This is a genomic window from Ruminococcus sp. D54t1_190329_F1 (assembly GCF_015551645.1).
Taxonomy (GTDB): Bacteria; Bacillota; Clostridia; order Lachnospirales; family Lachnospiraceae; genus Blautia_A; species Blautia_A faecis.
Window position 1 is genome coordinate 20474 of record NZ_JADNDC010000001.1, and the last position, 23461, is coordinate 43934.

General features: G+C 43.8%; 25 protein-coding genes and 1 pseudogene. 19 read left to right on the forward strand and 7 right to left on the reverse strand.

The annotated features are described in order from the left end of the window. Positions 1–75 precede the first annotated feature (75 nt). The 5 genes from I2D69_RS00095 (at position 76) to I2D69_RS00115 (ending at position 4543) form a co-directional block, all read left to right on the forward strand. Entirely contained in the window at positions 76–1068 is a 993-nt protein-coding gene (locus I2D69_RS00095) for an ABC transporter permease (RefSeq protein WP_195379194.1), read from the forward strand. Then, positions 1065–1952 (forward strand): ABC transporter permease, encoded by an 888-nt coding sequence (locus I2D69_RS00100; RefSeq protein WP_243243741.1) that lies wholly within the window; start codon positions 1065–1067, stop codon positions 1950–1952. The genes I2D69_RS00095 and I2D69_RS00100 overlap by 4 nt, the downstream gene beginning before the upstream one ends. 50 nt (positions 1953–2002) lie before the next feature. Continuing rightward, positions 2003–2941: an ABC transporter ATP-binding protein gene (locus tag I2D69_RS00105; RefSeq protein ID WP_148461110.1), complete on the forward strand. Its 939-nt coding sequence runs from the start codon at positions 2003–2005 to the stop codon at positions 2939–2941. Between the two features lie 175 nt (positions 2942–3116). Beyond that, on the forward strand, positions 3117–3734 hold the full coding sequence (locus I2D69_RS00110) for an ATP-binding cassette domain-containing protein (RefSeq protein WP_195379195.1): 618 nt from the start codon (positions 3117–3119) through the stop codon (positions 3732–3734). Between the two features lie 215 nt (positions 3735–3949). After that, positions 3950–4543: a 50S ribosomal protein L25 gene (locus tag I2D69_RS00115; RefSeq protein ID WP_118578167.1), complete on the forward strand. Its 594-nt coding sequence runs from the start codon at positions 3950–3952 to the stop codon at positions 4541–4543. 171 nt (positions 4544–4714) lie between these two features. Here I2D69_RS00115 and I2D69_RS00120 read toward each other — a convergent pair whose 3' ends face one another. Together I2D69_RS00120 and I2D69_RS00125 are read right to left on the reverse strand one after the other, a co-directional pair. Then, positions 4715–5617 carry a selenium metabolism-associated LysR family transcriptional regulator gene (locus tag I2D69_RS00120; protein WP_195379196.1) on the reverse strand — a complete coding sequence of 301 codons (903 nt, stop codon included), beginning with the start codon at positions 5615–5617 and terminating at the stop codon, positions 4715–4717. 57 nt (positions 5618–5674) lie between these two features. Continuing rightward, entirely contained in the window at positions 5675–6838 is a 1164-nt protein-coding gene (locus tag I2D69_RS00125; protein WP_195379197.1) for an aminotransferase class V-fold PLP-dependent enzyme, read from the reverse strand. Between the two features lie 169 nt (positions 6839–7007). On the opposite strand from I2D69_RS00125, the gene yedE reads away from it, so the two are divergent. The 8 genes from yedE (at position 7008) to I2D69_RS00165 (ending at position 13494) form a co-directional block, all read left to right on the forward strand. Beyond that, positions 7008–8087, forward strand: a complete 1080-nt coding sequence (gene yedE / locus I2D69_RS00130; protein WP_118578170.1) for a YedE family putative selenium transporter — start codon at positions 7008–7010, stop codon at positions 8085–8087. 91 nt (positions 8088–8178) lie between these two features. Then, positions 8179–8385 (forward strand): sulfurtransferase TusA family protein, encoded by a 207-nt coding sequence (locus I2D69_RS00135; protein WP_195379198.1) that lies wholly within the window; start codon positions 8179–8181, stop codon positions 8383–8385. Further along, positions 8385–8627, forward strand: a complete 243-nt coding sequence (locus tag I2D69_RS00140) for a DUF3343 domain-containing protein (RefSeq protein WP_148461113.1) — start codon at positions 8385–8387, stop codon at positions 8625–8627. Before I2D69_RS00135 ends, I2D69_RS00140 begins: the two co-directional genes overlap by 1 nt. A gap of 31 nt (positions 8628–8658) precedes the next feature. After that, positions 8659–9297: a DUF3786 domain-containing protein gene (locus I2D69_RS00145; protein ID WP_173718159.1), complete on the forward strand. Its 639-nt coding sequence runs from the start codon at positions 8659–8661 to the stop codon at positions 9295–9297. Positions 9298–9558: 261 nt separating this feature from the next. Then, positions 9559–10326: an ABC transporter ATP-binding protein gene (locus tag I2D69_RS00150; RefSeq protein ID WP_173734844.1), complete on the forward strand. Its 768-nt coding sequence runs from the start codon at positions 9559–9561 to the stop codon at positions 10324–10326. Next, a complete protein-coding gene (locus tag I2D69_RS00155) occupies positions 10319–12340 on the forward strand; it encodes an ABC transporter permease (protein ID WP_195379199.1) in 2022 nt (673 codons plus the stop codon). Before I2D69_RS00150 ends, I2D69_RS00155 begins: the two co-directional genes overlap by 8 nt. Before the next feature lie 121 nt (positions 12341–12461). Further along, positions 12462–13187, forward strand: a complete 726-nt coding sequence (locus I2D69_RS00160; protein WP_118578175.1) for an AzlC family ABC transporter permease — start codon at positions 12462–12464, stop codon at positions 13185–13187. After that, positions 13177–13494, forward strand: a complete 318-nt coding sequence (locus I2D69_RS00165; protein ID WP_118578176.1) for an AzlD domain-containing protein — start codon at positions 13177–13179, stop codon at positions 13492–13494. Before I2D69_RS00160 ends, I2D69_RS00165 begins: the two co-directional genes overlap by 11 nt. A 43-nt stretch (positions 13495–13537) precedes the next feature. Here I2D69_RS00165 and dapF read toward each other — a convergent pair whose 3' ends face one another. Next, a complete protein-coding gene (gene dapF, locus I2D69_RS00170; protein WP_187565067.1) occupies positions 13538–14392 on the reverse strand; it encodes a diaminopimelate epimerase in 855 nt (284 codons plus the stop codon). A gap of 336 nt (positions 14393–14728) precedes the next feature. Here dapF and I2D69_RS00175 point away from each other — a divergent pair, with 336 nt between their 5' ends. The 3 genes from I2D69_RS00175 (at position 14729) to I2D69_RS00185 (ending at position 17178) form a co-directional block, all read left to right on the forward strand. Then, positions 14729–15508 (forward strand): transporter substrate-binding domain-containing protein, encoded by a 780-nt coding sequence (locus I2D69_RS00175; RefSeq protein WP_195379200.1) that lies wholly within the window; start codon positions 14729–14731, stop codon positions 15506–15508. A 241-nt stretch (positions 15509–15749) separates the two neighbouring features. Beyond that, a complete protein-coding gene (locus I2D69_RS00180; RefSeq protein WP_118578179.1) occupies positions 15750–16442 on the forward strand; it encodes an amino acid ABC transporter permease in 693 nt (230 codons plus the stop codon). Next, positions 16432–17178: an amino acid ABC transporter ATP-binding protein gene (locus I2D69_RS00185; protein ID WP_270413264.1), complete on the forward strand. Its 747-nt coding sequence runs from the start codon at positions 16432–16434 to the stop codon at positions 17176–17178. The genes I2D69_RS00180 and I2D69_RS00185 overlap by 11 nt, the downstream gene beginning before the upstream one ends. 85 nt (positions 17179–17263) lie before the next feature. Here I2D69_RS00185 and I2D69_RS00190 read toward each other — a convergent pair whose 3' ends face one another. Both I2D69_RS00190 and asnA read right to left on the reverse strand, forming a co-directional pair. Beyond that, a complete protein-coding gene (locus I2D69_RS00190; protein WP_148461119.1) occupies positions 17264–17674 on the reverse strand; it encodes a CBS domain-containing protein in 411 nt (136 codons plus the stop codon). Between the two features lie 20 nt (positions 17675–17694). Continuing rightward, positions 17695–18702 (reverse strand): aspartate--ammonia ligase, encoded by a 1008-nt coding sequence (asnA, locus tag I2D69_RS00195; protein ID WP_118578181.1) that lies wholly within the window; start codon positions 18700–18702, stop codon positions 17695–17697. A 250-nt stretch (positions 18703–18952) separates the two neighbouring features. Between asnA and I2D69_RS00200 the strand changes: the two genes are divergently transcribed. Then, positions 18953–19849 carry a hypothetical protein gene (locus tag I2D69_RS00200; protein WP_195379201.1) on the forward strand — a complete coding sequence of 299 codons (897 nt, stop codon included), beginning with the start codon at positions 18953–18955 and terminating at the stop codon, positions 19847–19849. Here I2D69_RS00200 and I2D69_RS20545 read toward each other — a convergent pair. After that, a pseudogene (locus tag I2D69_RS20545) lies at positions 19836–20030 on the reverse strand (DUF6783 domain-containing protein); the annotation flags it as partial. The gene I2D69_RS00200 and the pseudogene I2D69_RS20545 overlap by 14 nt on opposite strands. On the opposite strand from I2D69_RS20545, the gene I2D69_RS20550 reads away from it, so the two are divergent. Next, positions 19968–20111: a DUF6783 domain-containing protein gene (locus tag I2D69_RS20550; RefSeq protein ID WP_306467718.1), complete on the forward strand. Its 144-nt coding sequence runs from the start codon at positions 19968–19970 to the stop codon at positions 20109–20111. The pseudogene I2D69_RS20545 and the gene I2D69_RS20550 overlap by 63 nt on opposite strands. Here I2D69_RS20550 and arcC read toward each other — a convergent pair. After that, the gene (gene arcC / locus I2D69_RS00205) at positions 20098–21030 is read right to left on the reverse strand and encodes a carbamate kinase (RefSeq protein ID WP_195379202.1); all 933 of its coding nucleotides are present in this window, start codon (positions 21028–21030) and stop codon (positions 20098–20100) included. The two genes, I2D69_RS20550 and arcC, sit on opposite strands and share 14 nt — an antisense overlap. 691 nt (positions 21031–21721) lie before the next feature. On the opposite strand from arcC, the gene I2D69_RS00210 reads away from it, so the two are divergent. After that, a complete protein-coding gene (locus I2D69_RS00210; RefSeq protein WP_148461123.1) occupies positions 21722–23383 on the forward strand; it encodes a DUF11 domain-containing protein in 1662 nt (553 codons plus the stop codon). The last annotated feature ends 78 nt before the right edge of the window (positions 23384–23461 follow it).

The window sequence follows — 23461 nt, forward strand, 5'->3', positions numbered from 1 at the left end:
AGAAAGCAATAAGGAATGCTTTTTGTACATGTATCAGGTATGAAGAGTAGGAAAAAACGAAACGGATAAATTAAGATGAAACGTATAGGTATTTACGCAGGAAAGAACCTGCTACGAATCATATTACTGCTTTTTGCAGTAAGCATTCTTACCTTTGCCCTTGTATCAGCTTCCCCCATTGACCCGTTACAGGCCAATGTGGGGCAGGCTGCCCTGGGCAGTATGAGTGAAGAACAAAAAGAAAAGCTGCGCTCCTACTGGGGCGTGGATGAACCGCCAGTGCAGAGATATCTGAACTGGCTGAATGCATTTATAAAGGGAGATGGAGGAATTTCTCTGTTATACCGGCAGCCGGTGACAAAGGTCATTGCAGTGAAGCTGGGAAATTCTCTTTTTCTTATGGGACTGGCGTGGGTGGTTTCCGGATTTGTGGGCTTCCTTCTGGGAGTACTTGCAGGGGTGTTTCAGGGCAGGCTGCCGGATAAGATCATAAAAGGCTATTCGCTGGTGATTGCCAGCACTCCTTCTTTCTGGCTGGCACTTTTGCTGTTGATCATTTTTGGAGTCTGGATGAAAATCCTTCCCATTGGACTTAGTGTTCCTATTGGAGTAGAAGCCAGCGGTGTTACCTTTTTGGACCGAGTGCGTCATGCCATTCTTCCGGCAGTCACTTTAAGCATAACCGGAATTTCGAATATCACATTACATACCAGGGAAAAAATGATTGATATAATGGAAAGCGATTACATCCTTTTTGCAAAGGCGCGGGGAGAGAAAACCGGAAGCATCATTTTTCACCATGGCATTCGTAATGTGCTGCTTCCGGCCATGACCCTGCAGTTTGCATCTGTCAGTGAGATCATAGGAGGTTCCGTTCTTGTGGAGCAGGTATTTTCCTATCCTGGACTGGGACAGGCGGCTGTAGCGGCGGGAACTGGCAGTGATGTGCCTCTTCTTATGGGGATTACATTAATAACAGCAGCCATTGTTTTTGGGGGAAATTTCCTGGCAAATGTACTGTATGGAGTTGTTGATCCCAGAATCCGGAAGGGAGGGCTGGGACTATGAGCGAAGGTGTAATGAAAAACAATTGTTCAAAGGGCAGCCCGGGAGCCGTGGAAAAGCAGAGGAAAAGGCTGAATCAGCGGCAGAAAGCAAGGCTTTTGCTGATTTTTTCTGTAGCTTTTCTGGCGGTGACAGCCATACTTGGAGTGGTGCTTCATGATGCCGCTATGGTGACTGATTTTTCCAGAAAAAATATTGCTCCCTGTCTGAAATATCCTTTTGGTACGGACTGGCTGGGCAGAAATATGTTTTACCGTACTCTTACCGGTTTATCTATGAGTATTCTTATTGGCGTGCTGGCAGCAGGTGTAAGCGCAGTTATGGCACTGATTCTTGGAATTTGTGCAGCAACTCTTGGGAAAAAGGTGGACTCTGCCATCTCTTTTGCAATTGACACTGTTATGGGAATTCCGCATATTCTGCTGTTGATCCTGATTTCCTATGCTATGGGAAAAGGGCTGAAGGGAGTGATCGCAGGTGTGGCGCTGACGCACTGGACATCTCTGGCAAGGCTGATCCGAGGCGAGGTTATGCAGCTTCGGGAAAGTGAATATATTCAGATCGCAGGAAAGCTTGGGCTGGGCAAATGGGAGATTGCGAAAAAACACATAGTTCCCCATGTTCTTCCCCAGTTTATTGTTGGACTGGTATTGCTTTTCCCACACGCAATTCTTCATGAGTCCAGTATTACATTTCTGGGCTTCGGGCTTTCCACGGAGCAGCCGGCGATTGGAGTTATTTTATCAGAAAGTATGCGCTATCTGATCATGGGCAAATGGTGGCTGGCTGTATTTCCTGGAATGATGCTGGTTCTTACGGTTGTGCTGTTTGAAAAAGGCGGTACAGCTATTCGTCAGCTTCTGGATCCGGGAAGTGTGCACAAATAGAGAATAGCAGGAGGGGCTGTCCGGTAAGAGACAGCTGCGTATGAAAAAATATGAGTTGTACAAATAAGAAAAAAATACTGGAAATAGAAGAGCTTTCCGTTTCCTTTCTCCAATATAAAGGGAAAACCAGCAGACAGAGCTGGCTTCCAGTGATTTCAGGCCTATCTGTTGCAGTGAGGGAAGGGGAACTGGTGGCTGTAGTCGGTTCCAGCGGTTCCGGAAAAAGTCTTCTGGCACATGCGATTTTGGGAATTCTGCCTTATAATGCAAATGTATCCGGAACTATGAAGTTCCAGGGTGAATTGATGGACGAAAAGAAGATCAGTGAACTTCGTGGAAAGGAAATTGCTTTCGTACCTCAGAGCACCTTATATCTGGATCCGCTTATGAAAGTGGGGAAACAGGTCCGGGGAAAAAGAGGGAGAAAAGGGGCAGAAAAGCAATCGGAATTGTTCCGCAGGTATGGTCTGCCTGAGGAAACGGAAACGAAATATCCTTTCGAGTGTTCTGGAGGAATGACCAGAAGAATTTTGCTGTCTACTGCATTAATGGAAAATCCAAAGCTTATTATTGCGGATGAACCTACGCCTGGCATGGACCTGACACTTGCGAAAAAGTCTATGGAGGATTTCAGAAAATTTGCAGATGAAGGAAATGGAGTTCTTCTGATTACTCATGATATTGAGCTGGCACTGGAAGTTGCTGACAGGATCGTTGTTTTTTATGCAGGAAAAACAGTGGAAGAGGCCCCGGTTTCGGATTTTCGTTCAGAAGAGACCTTGCGCCATCCTTATACGAAAGCATTGTGGCGGGCACTTCCGCAGAATGGCTTTACCCCTCTTGACGGAACCCAGCCTTATGTGAAAGACATGCCGCAGGGATGTCCTTTTGGACCAAGGTGCAGCTGGTATCGGGAAGAATGCAAGGGGGAAATACCTATGGTGGAGGCTGGATGCGGAAGTGTCAGGTGTATCCGGTATTGTATGTAAAACGGAAATACCACCTGTCGGCGACATCACTATATAGGAAAATCAGCTGTTGTGTGCCTGTGGCACTCCCACAGCTGGAGGCAGCATTCGTAATCCGGGACTTTCATAGTAAAGTCTGATATGGGATGACTTTAATGCATGGTACATACTGAAGGGTTATAACAGGAGATATAAAATGATTCTGGAAGCACGAGATATTTCATTTTCTTATGAGAGAAAAGGTGCAGAACTTTTTTCAAATATAAATTTTAAAGTGGAAAACAACGAAAGAGTGTGGGTGCCAGGACCAAGTGGCTATGGAAAAACCACATTGTGTAAAATTCTGGCTGGCTATCTGGAACCTTGCAAAGGACAGATTTTGCTGGATGGAAAGCCTTTGCCGAAGAAAGGGTATTGTCCGGTGCAGATGATCTGGCAGCATCCGGAAAGGGCTGTGAATCCCAGACTGAAAATGGAAAATATTTTGTCTGATGGAGGGCAGGTTGAAAATCGGATCATAGAGGAGCTGGGGATAGAAGAAGATTGGTTGAACCGGTATCCTCAGGAATTATCCGGTGGGGAATTGCAGCGTTTCTGTATTGCAAGAGCACTGGGAAAAGAGACAAGGTTTCTGATTGCAGACGAGATCAGTACCATGCTGGATCTCATCACGCAGAGCCAGATCTGGAATTTTCTGCTGGAAGAAGTAAAAAGGCGGGAAATCGGGTTGATCGTGGTATCTCATAGTGAGGCATTATTGAAGCAGGTTGCAGAGCGAAAACTGCCTTTTACGGCAGAGAAGACAACTGCCTGAAAATTTTGAGTGATTCATTTATTTTATACTTCCATTTTCCAAGAAAAACAAGAGCAGATTTTAACAAAAAAATCCCTTAAAAAAAAGTTATGTTTGGTTAATCATAATTGAAACAAGTGACTATAATAAGGGACGTAAAAAGAAAAAAGAAGTACTTAACAAAACCTCTTTGTTGAAGGCTGCTAAGCGTTTCAGAATTTTGGAGGAAAAGATAAATGAATACTTTAAAAGCTGAAAAAAGAAGCATGGATGTCAAAGCAAAGAAATTAAGAAGAGAAGGATTTGTAACAGGTAACCTGTTCGGCAGAGAAATTGAAGGTTCCATTCCCCTTAAGTTTACTAAGAAAGAAATTGAAGTTCTGTTGAAAAACAACAATAAAGGAAGCCAGGTAATGCTGGAACTGGATGGTAAAACCTATGATGCGCTGATCAAGGAAGTTGATTATAATCCACTTGCACATACAGTAGAGGAAGTTGATTTCCAGGCACTGGTAAGCAATGAGATGGTTCATTCCACTGCTGAGATCATTCTGGAAAATGAAGAGAAAGTTATGTCCGGTGTTCTGCAGGATGAGTTGAAAGAGGTTGCATACAAAGCACTTCCGGCAGATCTGGTTGACAAGATCAAGGTTGATGTCGCTGGTATGAAGATTGGTGATACGCTTCGTGTGAAAGACCTTGAAATCGCCAAGAATAAGAATATCCACATCACAACTGATCCGGAAGCAGTTGTCGCAACTGTAACACCAGTTCACAACGTAGTTCCGGAGACTGAGACAGAGGCTGAAGAGACTGCTGAGGAGAAATAAGCTGGCGGCAGTTGCTGAAATTGAATTTTGAATATGTGTGAATGAAATGGGAAGCTGTTCACTGGGAAATTGGTGGGCAGCTTCCTTCTTTTGATTTTGAAAATAACTTAAAAAAATAATTTTTAAAAAAAGGCCTTTAGATTTTTTCAAAAAAGGCACACAGCAGTTATATTACTGGTAAAAACCCTTTACAAATTTTAGAAACTGCTTTACATGTGGCTTTAGAATGCGGCTTTTACTATAGGCGATGTAGAAGGTTCGCATGGCTGTCTCATGATTCAGCGGAAACATGAGAATCTGGTGTGTGTCAGCAAGATCCTTTGCGGAGCAGGCAGAAAGAATAGAAATGCCAAGTCCGCCAGCTACAGATTTGCGGATGGCTTCCAGATCATTCATTCTGGCGACAATATGCAGGGCGGTGTCCGGAATATTATGAATTTCCAGATACCGGTCAATTTCCTTCTTTGTACCAGAGCCGGTTTCCCGCATGATGAAAGGCTCCTGAAGAAAATCAGCAAAGTTAAGAGTACCGGAGGTTGCTTTTTGTTCATATTGGAGATAGTGCTCATTCACAGGTGTTGCGATCACAAGCTTATCCTGACAAAATGGAATGAAACAGCAGTCTGGCTCGTCGAAGGTATTTCCAATGAGGGCCATATCCACGCTGCCGTCCAGAACCCTTGCCACAGCGCCAAGACTGTCAGATTGCCAGGAGTGGAAGTATACGTCCGTAATCTGGCTGGTAAAGGCACTGAGGATTTCCGGCAAAAGATAGGAAGAGGGAATGGTGGAAACGGCCAGGTCAATGATTTTTTTATTTTGTCCGGTAAATTCTTCTATAATATTGCTGCGCATGTTCAGCATATTGGAAGCGCAGTCGTAAAGCTGCAGTCCTCGTTGTGTGATAGTCAGCTTCTTGGTGGTACGGATCAGTAAACGAGAGTTCAATTCCTGCTCCAAAGAATTGATGTGGGCGCTGATGGTGGGCTGAGTCAGGTTCAGCTGACGGGCTGCTTCGGAGAAGCTTTTATTTTCTACAACAGCTACGAAGGCCTCTAATTGTTTAAATTCCATAGGGTAAAAATACTGGTTCCTTTCTCAAAGACTAATTAAGTGTTACTAATGCTGAATTTATAAGTCTAAAATTTTCTTTAATCCCTGGATGGCAAAATCCAGCTCATTCTTTGTATTTTCCGGTCCAAAGGAGAACCGGATAGTTCCGGCAGGATAAGTACCAAGCGTCTTGTGGGCGTTTGGAGCGCAGTGGAGTCCGACTCTGGTCATAACACCATACTCATTGTCCAGCTGCCACGCCACCTGTGACATGTCGATTTCTGGTGTCTGGATCGAAACAACTGCATTTCGGTCAGTGAGATCTTTTTTTCCAATAATACGGATATGTCTGCCAGTATCGTCCAGTGCCTGCAGCTGTTCCAGAAAATAACCAGTGAGAGACAATTCTTTTTCATTTATCGCCTGCAAAGAATGCGTTTTCAAGAACAAAAGTGCTTCATGCAGTCCATAAATTCCAGGCAGATTAGGTGTCCCGGATTCAAAGCGATCCGGCATAAAATCCGGAATTTCTTCCGTATGAGATACACTTCCGGTACCGCCGGAAATCAGTGGTTCCATTTGTTCTGCCAATTCCTGGGAAACCAGGAAACCACCTGTCCCTTGTGGTCCCCGAAGTCCTTTATGTCCGGTAAAAGCTAACGCGTCAATATGCATTTTGTCCATATTAATTGGTACGATCCCAGCCGTCTGTGCAGAATCCACAACAAAATAAAGCTGGTGCCTCTGACAGATTTCCCCAAGGGCATCAAGGGGCATCCTGGTTCCGCATACATTGGAAGCATGTAAAGTGACAATAGCTTTCGTCTCAGGGCGGATCAGTTCTTCTACTTTTTCCAGAATCATAGAGCCGTCCGTTCTGCAAGGAATCCGGTCAAAGGAAATCCCTAAGGAAGCCAGCTGTACTACAGGTCTCATAACTGCATTGTGCTCCATGGCGGATACCAGAATATGGTCTCCTGGTTTTAAGAATCCTTTTAAAATAAAATTGAGACTGGTGGTGACATTCGGTGTAAAAATTACATTTTTGCATTTGGAAAAGTGGAAAAGTTCTGCCAGCAGCTGGCGTGTCTCATAAATAACTTCTTCTGCTGAGTAAGCACTGGAGTAGCAGCCGCGGTTCACGTTAACTCCGTTCATAGTCAGGTAATCCATCATAGCTTGTGCCACACCTGGAGCCTTTGGAAAAGAGGTGCTGGCCTGGTCGAGGTAAATTCGGTTCATGATTATATCCTTTCGCTTGGAAAATGGTTATTTAATATATCTATAATACCACGATTTATCGACAATATCTATAAATACTTAAAATAATCCCACATAATCAATTAGAGTTTTCTTACAAAAAATGCTAAAATAGAGGAAAGATTTGACAGTTATCTAAGGAGGAAAGAGTATGAAAGAAACATTGTCAAAGAAAGAAACACCCATAATCATCGGAGCCGGTGTCATCATCGGAATCATTGCAGTGGCTCTGGTATATTTCGGAAACCCTGCAAATATGGGCTTCTGCATTGCCTGCTTCCTGCGTGATACTTCAGGAGCACTGGGATTCCACAGTGCAGCTGCGGTTCAGTACATCCGCCCGGAAATTGTAGGACTGGTACTTGGCTCCTGCATTCTTGCTCTTGCAACCAAAGAATTTAAGCCAAGAGGCGGCTCCGCACCTGTTACCCGTTTTGTGATCGGAATGTTCGTTATGATCGGCTGCCTGATGTTCCTTGGCTGCCCATTCCGCATGATCCTTCGTCTGGCTGGCGGCGATTTCAACGCCATCTTTGGTTTGATCGGATTTATTGCTGGAATCCTTGCCGGAGTATTTTTCCTGAAAAAAGGCTATACTCTGAAACGTTCCTATAAAATGCAGCCGGTTGAAGGCGGCATTTTCCCAGTAGTGGAAATCGGAATTCTTCTGCTTCTTATTGCAGCACCTGCATTCATCCACTTCACAGAAGCTGACGGTGGTCCTGGAGCAAAGCATGCTGCAATTGCAATCTCCCTGATCGCAGGGCTTCTGGTAGGTGCACTTGCACAGAGAACCCGCCTGTGTATGGTTGGAGGAATCCGTGACGTGGTACTGTTTGGAGAGTGGAAGCTGCTTCTTGGATTTATTGCAATTCTGGTAAGTGCGTTGATCGGAAACATGATCCTGGGATATTTTAATCCAGGATTTGCAGGACAACCTGTCGCACATACAGATGGTCTTTGGAATGCACTTGGAATGGCGCTTGCAGGATTTGGCTGTGTCCTTCTTGGAGGCTGCCCGCTTCGTCAGCTGGTTCTGGCTGGTGAAGGAAACACAGACTCCGCCATCACAGTATTTGGTCTGATGGCTGGTGCAGCTGTAGCACATAATTTCGGACTGGCATCTTCTGGAGAAGGCCCGACTGCAAATGGCAAGATCGCTGTTGTGATCGGTTTTGTGGTTCTGATCGTGATTGCGACAGTAAATTCCATGCGTAAGAATGAAGCGTGAAGTTGATTAAGGATGCTCATTTATAGTATATCTGTGTAAACAGACAATTCCGTTTAGTTGAAATAATGAAAAATCTAAGGAGATTAAGTGTATGAAAACAATAGATGCAAGAGGTCTTTCCTGCCCGGAACCTGTGATCCGTACTAAGAATGCGCTGGTATCCGGTGAGAAGGCATATACGGTAATGGTAGATAACGTAACAGCCAAAGAAAACGTATCCCGTTTCGCCCTGCATCAGGGATATAAGGTGTCTGTAAAAGAGGATGGGGAAGACTTTGTCCTCACTCTTGAGAAATAATGGGAGATTACATAGCCACATTTTTTTCCCATTTTGGAGCTATGTCTTTCAAGAAAAAATGTGAGAAAGAGGGATATCCAGCTACGATCATGCCGGTGCCAAGGAATTTAAGCTCTTCCTGCGGAACCTGCGTGAAATTCACAGGGGAAGCACAGACTGCGCAAAACTGGAACTCCGATGAAGTGGAGCAGCTGGTAAAAATACTTGAAACAGGAAGCTTTCAAGTTATATGGCATAGCTAAAGGTAAATAGCGGATAAGAGGAGAATGTATTATGCCAGAAAACAGGCAGTCTAATTATGACCAGGTAATCGAGAACTGGAGATTGAAATTCCTGGAAATGGATCAGGAGGAACTGATTCGCAAATTTCAGCTGGAAGCTGATGAGGAGTTTCTTTATATCATCTACTTTTCAAAAAGATTTCGAATTGACCGAAAAAACGGATTCATTACAGAAGATGGGAAAAGCCCTGGATTTGATACGGTGATGAATATTTATAATACGTTTTACTATTCAGCAGCTCATCCTGTGGCATCGGGCAATCTGGTGGCTTTTCGCCAGGTGAAGAGAGTGTATCCTTTTGAGGCTGCTTACAGAAGGACGATTATTTTTAGGCTGCAGGAGCTTTTCGCCGGGAAAACAGAAGAATTAAGAAAAGCCTGTGAGGCTCTTGGGGGAACTTTGCTTCCTCAGGGAGATGTGGGGTATGTGCTTCCGGTATTTCCTTTTTTGAATATTGCAGTTTTGTTCTGGGATAAGGATGAGGAATTTGAAGCACAGGCAAACATGCTTTTTGATTCGGAAATCACGGAGTTTATGCATGAGGAAAACGTAGTGTGTGTGGCGGCGGACGCGGTGTATTATCTTACATTGGCTGCCGGAATGACGCCAGAGAAGATATATGCCCAATAGGGGATTATAATATAAAAAAGGTCGTATATGTCAGCGGCCTTTTTATATTGCAAAAAATACTGACCAAATCTTCTATATCATAAAGAGTTTTGCCAGATGAAATTTTTTTCTTGCAAACTTTATGTGACAACCTTACAACATTGTAAGATTCTGCCTGCATTTTGTAATCTGATTCGATGGCAGCAAGTGACTTTTTTAAGTATACTGTTTTTTGCAAGGAAGCGTATGAAAAAGCTCATTGATAAAGGAGAGGAGTAAAAAATGTCATTACTTGAAGTTACAAATCTGAAAAAAATATATACCACTCGTTTTGGCGGAAATAAGGTGCAGGCATTGAACAATGTGAATTTTTCTGTGGAAAAAGGTGAATTTGTTGCAATTATGGGAGAAAGCGGTTCCGGAAAAACTACACTTCTGAATATTCTTGCAACACTGGATAAACCTACTTCCGGAGACGTACTTCTGGATGGAAAAAGCCTGGGACACCTTTCTGATAAGGAGATTTCTACATTTCGAAGAAAAAATCTGGGCTTTGTGTTCCAGGATTTTAATCTTCTTGATACCTTCAGCCTGAGGGATAATATTTATCTGCCGCTGGTGCTGGCTGGTGAAGATTACCGGGAAATGGGGCAGAAAATCCGCCCTATTGCACAGGCTCTTCATATTTATGAACTGCTGGAAAAATATCCTTATGAGGTCTCTGGAGGACAGAAACAAAGATGTGCAGTTGCCAGGGCTCTGATTACACAGCCGCGCCTGGTCCTTGCGGATGAACCCACAGGGGCTCTCGATTCCAAGGCTGCAAATGCTCTTCTGGACGTTTTCGGAGAGATAAACAGACAGGGACAGACCATTCTCATGGTTACTCACAGCGCCCAGGCAGCTAGCCGGGCATCCAGGGTTCTGTTCATAAAAGATGGTGAAGTTTTCCACCAGATCTATCGCGGCGAGAAAACAAAAGAGGAGATGTATCAGATGATTTCCGATACCTTAACCATTTTGATGACGGGCGGTGAGTATCATGCGTAAGGGATTTTTTGCCAGGCTGGCAGTTGTAAACATCCGAAAAAACAAACAGATCTATGTGCCCTATATTCTGGCGTGTCTGTTCAATGTGGCAATGCTGTATATGATGCTTTTTATCAATCATAATGCAGGAATGAAAACGATCCGTCACAGTGGTGACGTGTTGATGATCACGACTATGGGAGTTGGCGTTATTGTTATTTTCTCCTTTATTTTCCTGTTGTACAGCAACAGTTTCCTCATGAAAAGAAGACAAAAGGAACTGGGACTTTACAACATTCTCGGTTTGGAAAAGAAGCATATCAGCAGGGTTATGATGCTGGAGAATCTGTTTAGTGCCTTGATCAGTTTTGTTGGCGGAATCTTTGTGGGAATTCTGGGAAGCAAGCTGGCGCTTCTGCTGCTCTTGAAACTGATCAAGGTTCCGGCGTCCTTTGGGTTCGAAGTCAGCGTTCCGGCAATCAGAATATGCCTGGAAGTGTTTGGAGCTATTTTTGTTTTGATCCTTCTGGTAAATATCAGGAAGGTTTACAAAACAAACCCGATTCAGCTTCTTCAGGCACAAAATGCAGGGGAAAAGGAACCAAAAGCAAAATGGCTGATGGCGGTTGCTGGTTTTATCTGTCTGTTTATCGGATATTATATTGCCATTACCACAGAGTCACCTCTTTCGGCGCTGGCGCTGTTCTTTGTGGCAGTGGTTCTGGTAATGGCAGGAACGTATCTTCTTTTTACAGCAGGAAGCATTGTGGTGCTCAAAGTTCTGCGCTGGAATAAGAAATTTTATTATAAAACCAAGAATTTTACTGCTGTTTCCGGTATGCTGTACCGCATGAAACAAAATGCAGTTGGACTTGCAAGTATCTGCATTCTGAGCACAGGCGTACTTCTGATGATCTCTTCTACGGTGTGCCTGAATTCCGGACTGGATGATATTATGAACAAACGCTGTCCGGCGGATGTGAATGTGCTGTACCGGGGAAATTCTTATGAAGATCTGGAAAAAATGAGAGAGAAATTACTGGGAAAAATTGAAAACCAGGTTTCTTATGAGAAAATTAACACCGAAATTGCTTTTTCATCTACGCTTGTGGGAAGCGAAGATGGGAGCTGGAAATTTGCAAATGTTGATGGGAGTTCCCTTATGGCAATGCCAGCCTCATTGGAAACCCTTACCGTGGTTCCACAGGAAGAGTATGCCAGGGTTACGGGAGAAGAGATTTCCCTTGCGCCAGGTGAAGTTCTTGCTTACCACAATGGAAAAACAGACGGTGAGACTCTGGAGATTCATAACAAGGTTTACCAGGTGAAAGAATGGCTGAAAAATTACCAGTATGTGGGAGATAATTTTTCTTCTATGGATTCTTTGAAGCTGGTTGTAAATGACGAAGACTTTTTTGCTTTGTTTTTGCAGCAGGAGAAAGTTTATCAAAGTGCAATGTCTCTGATGGAACTGGAAACGGATGTGTATCTGTCTGGAAGTGAAGAAGAAAAATATGCATCTGCCACCAAAGTAAGCGATCTTGCAACGGAGCTTCTGGATTCCGAAAAAGCAGCTGGAACTATAGAAGTGGGAATGAACTACAATACTATAAAACAGGATCTGTATAACAGTTTTTACAGTATGTTCGGTGGAATTTTGTTCCTTGGAATTTTCCTTGGACTGCTGTTCCTGATGGGGGCGGCCATGATCATTTACTACAAGCAGGTTTCAGAGGGCTATGAGGATAAGGAACGGTTCGAGATCATGCAGAAGGTGGGCATGACTCATAAAGAGGTGAAATCTTCCATTCACAGACAGATCCTTATGGTATTTTTCCTTCCTCTTGGAATGGCAGCACTGCATATTGCTATGGCATTTCCTATGGTAAAGAGACTGCTGGCGCTGTTTAGCATGACAAACAGCGGTTTGTTTGCCAGATGCACGGTGGTGACATTATTGGTGTTTGCTTTGGTTTATGGCGTGATTTATGGGCTGACAGCGAAGGTTTATTACAAGATTGTAGAGAGAAAGTGAGAATACAAGGGATAATAGTTGAATTTATTAGTGTAAAGTGCTACAATGAGAGAGCCTGGGAGGCCAAAACTGTTTCCCAGGCTCTTTGCGTGACTACAGAAGAAACCGGAGGAAATCTCTCATGAAAAAAGAGAGCTTTAAACAAGGAATTACAGATGGAATCCCCATTGCCCTGGGGTATCTGGCTGTTTCCTTTACGTTTGGTATGATGGCGGTGCAGGGCGGACTGTCTATCTGGCAGGCGGTCTTGATTTCTTTGACGAATCTTACGTCAGCGGGACAATTTGCAGGTCTTGATATTATCATAGCAGGAGGTTCCTTATGGGAAATGGCACTTACTCAGCTGATTATCAATCTGAGATACTGTCTGATGTCGTTTTCCCTTTCACAGAAGCTAAGACGTGATGAAACTTGGGGGCATCGTTACGGAGTTGCATTTGGCGTAACAGATGAGATATTCGGAGTCAGTGCCAGTAAACCGGGGAAAGTCAGTGCGTTTTATAATTATGGTGTAATGAGTGTAGCAATCCCGGGATGGACCATTGGAACCCTGCTTGGAGCTATTTCAGGAAGTATTCTTCCTGATTTTATTATGAGTGCACTTGGAGTTGCCATTTATGGAATGTTTTTGGCTGTCATTATTCCGCCATCCAAGAAAAACAAAGCAGTGCTTCTGGTTGTTCTTGGAGCAATGGCAGTGAGCGCATTATTTGCCTGGGTTCCTGTATTATCGAAAGTCTCATCCGGATTTGTGATTATTATTACTACAATTCTGGTAGCCGGACTGGCAGCATGGCTTTGCCCGGTTGATGAAGAAAATGCCAAGGAGGAAGCTCATGAAGCCTAATGTTTATATTTATATCCTGGTTATGGCTGGCGTTACATATTTGATCCGTATGCTGCCATTGGCACTGGCGAAGAAGGAGATTACCAATCCTTTTATAAAATCATTTCTGTTTTATGTGCCCTATGCCTGTCTGGCAGCTATGACGTTTCCGGCGATTTTGTCGGCAACGGCAAGTGTAATTTCAGCTGTAGTGGGATTTGTAGTGGCGCTGATTGCAGCGTACAAAGAGAAGAGTCTGCTGACTGTGGCGCTTCTTGCCTGTGGTGCAGTATTTATTGTAGAAAGAATAATGGCCTTTGCGGTGTAAGCATTACAAAATGCCTACGGTCCGCAAGGGCCTTTTTATTGAGTCATTCTCCAAGAAATCCCAGATCAATTTCCCCATCAAATACAGTAGTCGCCGGACCAGTCATATAAACCTGATCGTCATTTTCGTCCCAGAAAATATTAAGATCGCCACCAAGAAGCTTCACGGTAACCGGCTGATCACGGTCAACCAGCCCGTTCAAAATAGAAGCAACTGCAACTGCGCAGGCACCTGTTCCACAAGCCAGAGTCTCACCGGAACCGCGCTCCCAGACTCTCATCTGGACAGTGTGTCGGTCGATGACTTTTACGAATTCGGTATTGACGCGGTCCGGGAAATTTATATGGTTTTCAAAAGATGGACCGATCTTTTCGATTTCCAGTCCGTCTACGTCATCCATGTATACGATGGCGTGAGGATTTCCCATGGAAACAGCTGTAAAGTGATAAATCTGTCCGTCTACTTCAATAGGGGCATTTACGACCTGCTCAGACTCAGATACAACTGGAATCAGAGAAGCCTGAAGAATAGGAGCGCCCATATTGACCTTTACCATACTGACTTTTCCGTCACGGATAGAAAGATCCAGATATTTCACGCCGCTTTTGGTCGCTACGCTGATACTGGTCTTGTTTACAATGCCGTAATCGTAAGCATACTTGGCTACACAGCGGATGCCATTGCCGCACATAGCACCCTGGGAACCATCCAGGTTGTACATATCCATCTCACAGTCTGCAATGTCAGACGGCTTAATCAGAATCAGTCCGTCTGAGCCAATTCCAAAATGTCTGTCACTCACAAATTTGGCAACTGCTGATGGATCTTTCACAGTTTCTTTAAAACAGTTCACATATACATAATCGTTGCCGATACCATGCATTTTTGTAAATTTCATAATAAATACCTCCTGTTTGGGCGGTTAACGCCTTGGTCATTCAATTATTTAATTACTCCACACAAATCATATCATAACACAGATCTGTTATCAAAAAGTGAATTTTTCCAAATAATGACAAAGAAGTTGGGGAAATTTATGGAAACTCTTGCATTTTTCCCAAAAGCTGATAAAATGAGGAAAAGATAGATGAATGAATATGCAGAAAGCATGAATAATTATGTCCCCATCTTGTGAAGTCGGTTGTTGTGGAAGAAATAAATAGCAACAGCTTACTATGTGGATGAAGATATAAGGAACTGGTTCTGTATATGAGATTAAGAGGAGGAAAAGAATATGAAAAAATTGGTAGCTCTTGCACTTGGCACAGTAATGGCAGTTTCCATGACTGCTGGCGTATCTGCTGCAACTGTTGAGTCAAAGGATGATCTTAAGAATGCAACAATCGGTGTACAGCTTGGTACAACCGGTGATATTGAAGCTAGTGAATATGAGGCTGACGGAGCAACTGTTAAGCGTTACAGCAAAGGAAGCGAAGCAATCCAGGCACTTATGGCAGGTCAGATCGACTGTGTGATCATCGACTCACAGCCGGCTCAGAAATTCGTTGAGAATGCAGACGGACTGAAGATCCTGGACGAGCCATTCGTTGAAGAAGAGTATGCAATCTGCCTGAAGAAAGGCAATGATGAGCTTCTTGACAAGATCAACGGCGCATTAAAAGAACTGAAAGAGGACGGAACTGTTGATGATATTATGAACAACTACATCGGTGATAACATTGGCGAGACACCATATGAGTCTCCGGAAGATGTAGACCGTTCCAACGGAACTCTTGTAATGGCAACAAACGCTGAGCTCGAGCCATATGAGTATCGTGAAGGTGATGAGGTTGTTGGTATCGACGCTGATATTGCACAGGCAATCTGTGATAAGCTTGGATATGAGCTTGAGATCGACGATATGGAGTTTGATGCAATCCTTGCCGCAGTACAGTCTGGAAAAGCTGATTTCGGTGCTGCCGGAATGACCGTTACAGAGGATCGTCTGGAGAGCGTTGATTTCACAGACACCTATGCAAATGCAAGCCAGGTTATCATTGTAAAAGCTGACTGATAGAAATAATACAGCATAAGCTGTCAGAGAAGTGTGAGTCACCTAGATGAATGCTGTTTGGGAAAAGCTTGGAATGTATAAGCTTTGGATACATGCAGATCAAGGTGACTCATACTAATGTTACTGACTGAAAGAATGAAAACAGCCAGCATACAGTTCTGGCAGCTTTTCCTATATGGAATGGTGCCGAAAGAGAAGCAGGCACTGCACCATTAGATAAGCAAATAAAAAGGGAAATAATATGTTTGAAAAATTTGGACACGATTTTTATATCAATTTTATAAAAGATGACAGATACACCTGGCTGCTGGATGGTTTGAAAAATACCATGATCATCACAGTTTTCGCCCTGTTGATCGGTATCTGTATCGGTTTTCTGGTGGCAATTATCCGTTCTTCCCACGATAAATCCGGGAATTTTAAAATTGCCAACTCCATCTGCAGAGTTTATCTGACTGTGATCCGTGGAACACCTACTGTGATCCAGCTTCTGATCATGAACTTTGTAGTTTTTGGTTCTGTAAGCGTCAATGAGATTCTGGTAGGAAGTCTGGCATTTGGTATCAACTCAGGTGCCTACGTAGCGGAGATCGTCCGTTCCGGAATCATGTCAATTGACCAGGGACAGACAGAGGCAGGACGTAGCCTGGGACTTAATTTTACCCAGACCATGCGTCTTATTATCATTCCACAGGCGTTTAAGAATGTGCTTCCTGCACTGGTAAATGAGTTTATCGTGCTGATTAAGGAAACTTCTATTATCGGTTACATCGGAATGATGGACCTGACCAAGGGTGCAATGCTGATCCAGAGCCGTACCTACAATGCTTTTATGCCTCTTCTGGCAGCAGCTGCAATTTATCTGATCGTGGTCATGGTACTGACCTTCTTTATGAATAAACTGGAGAGGAGACTGAGAACCAGTGAGCGTTGATAAGAGTAAAGTTTTGATCCAGGTACAGGATCTGAAAAAAGCGTTTGGATCCAATCAGGTTCTGGATGGAATTTCCACAGATATTTGTCAGGGCGAGGTTGTTGCCATTATCGGACCATCTGGCTCTGGTAAATCCACTTTCCTTCGTTCTCTCAACCTTCTGGAGGAGCCTACAGGAGGTAAAATCCTGTTTGAAGGAACAGATATCACAGATCCTAAGGTTGACATAAATCGACATCGTCAGAAGATCGGAATGGTTTTCCAGCAGTTTAATCTGTTTCCACACAAGACGGTAAAGCAGAATATTATGATGGCACCGGTTGCACTGAAACTGATGACAAAGGAAGAGGCTTCCAGACGTGCGGACGAGCTTCTTGCCCGTGTGGGACTTCCAGATAAGGCAAATGCTTATCCGGATATGCTTTCCGGTGGTCAGAAGCAGCGTATTGCCATTGCAAGATCCCTTGCCATGAATCCGGATGTTATGCTTTTTGACGAACCTACTTCTGCACTGGATCCGGAGATGGTTGGAGAGGTTCTGGAGCTGATGAAAGAGCTTGCAAAGAGCGGCATGACTATGGTTGTAGTTACTCACGAGATGGGATTTGCAAGAGAGGTTGCAACAAGAGTTTTATTTATTGATGACGGCAAAATTCAGGAACAGAATGCGCCGAAGGAGTTTTTTGAAAATCCGCAGAATCCGCGATTGAAGGAATTTTTGTCTAAGGTTCTGTAAAAAGAAAAAAGACAACCTTTTCCATTGGTTTAAATGGGACAGAGGTTGTCTTTTTTTGTGTGAAAAAATGCGGTGATTTAAAATCCTATGCGTTTTTCTTCATTTCTTTATAACAATATTTGATGATTTCTTTCCTTGTGACAATTCCGATAAAGTGATCCTGATCATCTATAACCGGCACAAAGTTCTGGTTGATTGCGCGGTCCAGGAGATCCTCCATGTCGCAGTCAACGTGTACTGGTTTGTAGGTGGCTCTTCTGGAGATAGCCATAACCGGTACTTCCTCGGCTGTTTTCATATCCGTGATGTTCAGATTTTTCATTCCCCAGAGAAGGTCACCCTCAGAAATAGTACCTACGTATTTTCCATCTGGATTCAGAATAGGAATACAGGAAAATTTCCGGTGCTCCATTTTCTCAAGAGTCTGCCTCAAAGTTTCATTCTCGAAAATGTAGGCAATATCACTTTTCGGTGTTAAGAAAAAAAGTATATTCAATTTGATCCCTCGATTCTATTTTACAGAAGTGGAATACCGCCTTTAGCAGCTTCTTCCTGCATTTCCTTAGGCCACAGGGAAACATGTACTTCTCCAATATGAGCCTTGCGCAGGAAGAACATACAGATACGGGACTGACCGATACCGCCGCCGATTGTGTATGGAAGTTCTTTATTCAGAATGGCCTTCTGGAACGGGAGCTCTCTGCGGTCGTCACAGCCGGCTTCTGTAAGCTGTTTGTCAAGTGCTGTCTCGTCTACACGGATACCCATGGAAGAAAGTTCAAGGGCAATGTCCAGTACAGGATAGTATACCAGAATATCGCCGTTTAATTCCCAGTCATCATAGTCTGGAGCACGTCCGTCGTGGCGCTCGCCATTTGTCAGTTTCTTACCTACCTGCATAAGGAAAACAGCGCCTTTTTCTTTGACGATCTTGTATTCTCTTTCCTTAGGGGTAAGATCCGGATACATGTCTACAAGCTCTTCTGTGGAGACAAATGCAATCTCTCTTGGAAGAATTTCTTCTATGTAGTCATACTGTACTGCCATGTATTTCTCTGTCTTGCGGAGTACGCTGTAGATAGTACGGACAGTGTTAATGAGAGTTTCTACATTTCTCTCTTCTTTGGTGATGATCTTCTCCCAGTCCCACTGGTCTACATAGATGGAATGGATGTTGTCAACATCCTCATCACGGCGGATGGCAACCATATCGGTGTATAAGCCCTCACCTACAGAGAAACCATATTTCTTCAGTGCATAACGCTTCCATTTTGCAAGAGAATGTACGATTTCAGCGTTGCAGTCCATGCCTTTGATGTCAAAGCTTACCGGACGCTCCACGCCGTTCAGGTTATCATTGAGGCCGGAACTTGGATCTACAAATATAGGTGCGGAGACACGCAGAAGGTTCAGCTTCTGTGCAAGTGTCTGCTGGAAAAAATCTTTCACAGTTTTAATTGCTACCTGAGTATCATGAAGATTAAGGTCTGCATGATAGCCCATAGGAATTTTTAATTGTTCCATGGGAATCCTCCTTGTTGATTGTGTTAATCTCTGTTTTCTGTTCACGATAATTTCTAGTCAGACCGTGAACAGGAACAATCTTGGTTTATTATAACAGGTATTTTCCCGCTTGGCAATTTAGACCTTGCAAGAAATATGCAAAAAAGATACAATAAAAGACAAAGAATGTGATGATTTTTCCCTGTTGGAGCAAAAACAGGAATTACAGGTTGCAGTGAAACAGAATAACCAGAGAACCGGGAGGATGTCTATGGAGAAAAAGAGGTGCCAGGTCTGCGACGGGCCTGTTGTAAATGGCAGATGTAAGCTGTGTGGAATGCCTTATAGAAATGATGAGACTTTGTATCATCTGAATGAGAACAGAAGTGACCATTACCGTCATGCTACCAGCCGGGCGCGGGCAATCATGCGCCAGGAGGAAATCCCGCTGGGAGATAAGAAGGCTGGAAGTGCTGCATATAAGACCGGGACTGGAACAGGCGTGGCAGGAGCCGGAAATAAATATGATCAGAAAACGGGAACTGGAAGTTCTAAGTCACTGGCTGGTGCAGGCACAGGGAATTTTTATAATAAGGGAAGTGTGAAAGCAGGAAGTACATATGGAGGCAGCACTGGCGCTGCTAAGAATGGAAATAAGGTCTCTGTCCCTGCTGGGAATTATAATTCCAAGAGCAGACAAAGTACAGCTGGAACTTACAGCACTACAGCTAAAAAAAGCAGTGTTTACACCCAGAAACCGGTAAAAAAGAAAAAAGGATCCCTTCTTGGATGGCTCATGGTCCTGGTGATCATCTGCGCAAGCTTACCGGAAATCCGGGATTCCCTGAAGGACAGCCTTGCTCCGATACTTGAAGAAGAATTTGGAGATATGTTCAGTTCTGGGGCTGATTCAGCCTCTTATAAACTGATGGCAGGAGATGTGCTGGAGGTTGGAGAAAATGTGGATGGAGGCATTGTCCCAGGATATTACATTGCTTCCTGTTCAAATGGTTTTGTAAGTTTTATGATCATGGGAGAAGAGGGTGAAAACGGAAGCATGACAGTGACAGATGGCGTGGAGCGTAAGATTACCCTGAAAGAGGGAGATCTGATCGGAATCATAAATACAGAGTCAGAAGATTCCGCATTGATGCTTACTGCTCGTTAAGATTGGGGAAATAATAGTAAAAAATAGTAAAAAAAGGAACCTCGTCAGATGAGTACTTATTTCGTCGGAGGTTTCTTTTTGTATGTTTAGAGCGTGTTTGAAAAATCATTCCCGCAATATGCACGCCCCACTTTGCGGGAAATTTCACCCGAATTCGGTTGCCGCAGCCCGCTACAGCGCCCTTATCCGGGTGAAATCTCCCACAAATTGTGACGCACATATTGTGGAAAGCCTTTTGCAAACAGGCTCTAGCGGATGGTAGTTCCTGTTTTTCCTTCATAGCCCTCTTTGGCATGAGCTATATCAGTAATCACAGTGCTCCGGCCTTCCCCTTTCTCGATAAAGGAAATACCTGCTTCGATTTTGGGAAGCATGGAACCGGAAGCAAACTGGTTCTCTTCAATGTATTTCTTAGCGTCCGCTACAGTGATGCTGCCAAGCTTCTGCTCATTTACCTGACCGTGGTTCAGACTTACGTTCTCTACACTTGTGAGAATCAGAAGAGTATCGGCATTTAATTCTTCTGCAAGAAGTCCTGCGGCAAGATCTTTCTCAATGATGGCACTGGCACCGTGAAGGTTGATGCCCTGCTCAAGCACTGGAATTCCACCGCCGCCGGCTGCGATAACAACCTGGTCTGCATTGAGAAGTGCTCGTATAGTCTCAAGCTCTACGATTCTCTGTGGCTTCGGAGCTGCTACGATTCGTCTGTATCCGCCATCAGCAAGTCTGGTGACAAAGTTTCCTTTTTCTTCCTCTGCTTCAGCTTCTTCCTCAGTGAGAACACGTCCGATAATTTTCTCCGGATCTGCAAAAGCGTCGTCATATGGATCAATAACAGTCTGGGTAAGAATGGTAGCAACAGGTTTGTAAATTCCGCGGCTGATAAATTCAGAGCGGATCGCATTCTGAAGGTCATATCCAATGTAGCCCTGGCTCATTGCGGAGCAGACTGACATAGGAGCGAATGTATAATCCGGGTGTGTCTTTCCAAATTCATTCATTGCAGTGTGGATCATGCCAATCTGTGGGCCATTGCTGTGGGAGATTACCACCTTGGCACCCTCTTCAACAAGATCTGCGATTGCTTTTGCTGCGGCTTTGGTGGCTACTTTCTGCTCTGGAAGTGTGGTGCCGAGAGCTCTGTGACCTAATGCAACTACTACGATTTTTTCACTCATAGGAGATACCTCGTTTCTGTCAAGAATATAATGCGGATATCAGAGTTAAGTGGATTACTGTGAAAGTATTCACAGCAACATGAATGATTTCTCCGGACATCCTTGTGTAATATCTTCCATTATAAAAGCTAAGGGTGGGAATTGCAATAGAAAAGTCCTTGAAACAGGAAAAGCCATCCGCATCAGGCAGATGGCTCATTTCCTATATTTTTGAGGGGGGAGATAGAGAGTGGTTTTTCATCTATCCGAAATTCATTATATCGGCAATTTGTGAGGAAAATGTGTCTCAAATCTAAAAGAAATCGAAAAAATATGAAATGAAAATAAAATCCGACCCTTTATTGCATTTAAAGACCAAGTGTGGTAAAGTAAACCTATCTTGTTTCTGCATTCTGCAGAAAAGAATTTCTACCGCGCCGGTTCGGCGCAAGATAACCCGTTTTTTGAAGGAAACCTGTTAACCTGGGCGTTTTATACGCTTTTTTGAAAATGGATGCATACAATGGCAAGGCAAATTTGCTTCGGAATGCTGTGAATAGGATCTGTTTAAGTGAGAAAGGTGTGATTCCCATGTGCTGTCAGTGACTCATTTATATGGTGATGTCGCCAGTAGGCGGCAAGTCCGTTTTGTAAAATAGTAGTTTAATAACAGAGATTAGTGAAAAATAGGGGTAGAAAAGGAGAAGTTATAATGAAAAACAGAATATGGAAAAAGATACTGGCAGTGGGAGTAAGTCTGCTTGCAGAAGCTGGGATGCTGGTTGGATGCACGGCGCAGCCGGCAGTGGCATATGGAGCAGAAATGGAAGGCGGGTTATCTGTTGTCCAAGATGCGGCATGGACAGATTTACAGAAATTTCAGGCGGTGATTTCTGTAAAGGCAGATGGGCTGGCGTCACTTACGTGGGAAAATGAAAACCAGGAATATGAAAGTGGCGATGAAAATTTATTCAGCAGTGGAAATCAGGACGGGAGCCTGGAAAATGATCAATATGATTTTTCGGATGAAACAATATCTCATCCAACATCTTACGAACTGGTAGTCTGGCTTTCTGAATATTTTCAGCCAGATGCTTCGTTTATGGCACCTGAAGGCTGCCTGAAAGAGGAGCTTCCTATCGAGACTGCTGACGGAAGATCCAGCAGTATAACCGGATTCCGCTGGAAAATAAATTCGGGAGAACAGGGCAAACAGCTGAAAATTCCGGTTACCTTGCGGGATGAATATCGTTTTCCAGCAGAAAAACATACAGTTCCTACCTGTCAGGATATTTTGCATGCAAATGGTGCTATAAGCGGAGAAGAAAATGGAGGCGGAGTTTACATTGTAAAAAAAGTGGAAAATGAAAAAAACATTTTGTGTAAAGCCTTATCTAAGAGTTTGGAGATACCAGCTGCACACATGGATTTTTCAGTGGAGATGGAAGCCAAGGAAAAGGCGCTTTATACTGGAAAACGCATTCATATGGCAGTGAATCTGACAAATAATGGTCAGGTACCTTTTTATAAAATTTCCCTTCAGGCCAAAGTAAAAGAACAGGAACTGGTACCTGTGTGGGAAAAGGAGCCTGGCCTTGAAGTTTCGGAAAGTGGTGCAGTGCTGGAAAGCCTTTCCGCAGGGGAAACACGAATCCTGTCTTTTTATATAGATCCGGACATGGATCAGAAAAGTAATCTGGAGCTGGAGCTTTTTGCAAAAACAGAAAATCCGGTTTCGTTGGAGAAAGCAGCAGAAAAACAGTTAACATTACAGCAGGGAAAAGCCTCTTTTACGGTAAAGAAAACAGCTGACTGCGACAACGCCAGCCCTGGGGAGACTGTGACTTATCAGATCAGTATTCACAATACCGGGGAGGTGACTCTGCATTCCGTAGTTACTACAGAACGTTTCGGGCTTGCCGGAGTAACAGCTACTTTTCAGGAACAGAGAGGTATAACCCTGAATAAAAGCAGGACTCAGGCGAAAATCCAGGAAATCGCACCTGGTGGCTGTGTGAATTTAAAGGCAAAAGTTGTACTTCCAAAAGATCTGAAAGACCAGAATCTGATGAATCAGATTATTGTAGTTACTGACGAGACTGGTGAGGAAAGCGCAGTGCGGGATCAGGCAACCATCCGTGTGGAAGATAAGGAGAAGGATGGAAATGGAAGCGGAAACGGAAATGGGGGTGGAAATGGAGATGGAACTGGCATAGGCAGTGGGAATAATGATGGCAGCACAATGGCTGCGTCCACCTCTCCAAAAACAGGGGATACTTCCCACAAAGAGCTGTTTCAGGTACTGATTCTGCTTTCGTTTCTTTTTTCCGCTGTAGCCGCCAGAAGAATGTTTGGAGACAATGCTCACAGATGACCCGTGAATGGAAACTATAATGTGAGGTGAACGGTTACTGTTTTTTAACAGGAAAGATTGAAAACAAATTCTGTGTGT